The organism is Pseudomonas sp. FG43 (genome assembly GCF_057809175.1).
The window spans coordinates 1-441 of sequence record NZ_JBMDJL010000044.1; the positions used below are offsets into that span (position 1 = coordinate 1).

Sequence of the window (441 nt, forward strand, 5' to 3'; positions counted from 1 at the left end):
TCGCCCTCGACGATCCGCTGGGCGTGTTCAACGACCTGGGCATGCAACTGGCGGGGGATCAGGCCGCGTATCAGAACTGGCAGCAAGAACACGAACATAAGCTGCAAATGGCTCAGACCGTAGCCGCGCTTTGCGGGGCCAATGGCGACCCCAAATACCAGCCCTCCTGGATACGTGGCAACAGCGCCAGCACCCAACAGTTTCTGAGCGACAGGGAAGCTTATTTCGATCAGATGGACCTGGAGGAGATGCTGATCATGCACGGCAACGGGCCGGGCGGTTCGCTGGGCACGATGGACCTGTTCAAGAGCGCAGACATGCGCCAGATGCTGCATACCCGTTATGGCCGATACCCGTCCCAGGAAGAGCTGCAAGCCTGGAAGGACCGCGAGAAATGGCGCCGTGAAGTCGACCTCAAGGGCGCACGTACCTATCTGCAAG

At 60.1% G+C, this 441-nt stretch carries 1 pseudogene; it reads left to right on the forward strand.

Annotated features, from left to right (window positions below):
* A pseudogene (locus tag ACODS3_RS26500) lies at positions 1 to 441 on the forward strand (hypothetical protein); the annotation flags it as partial.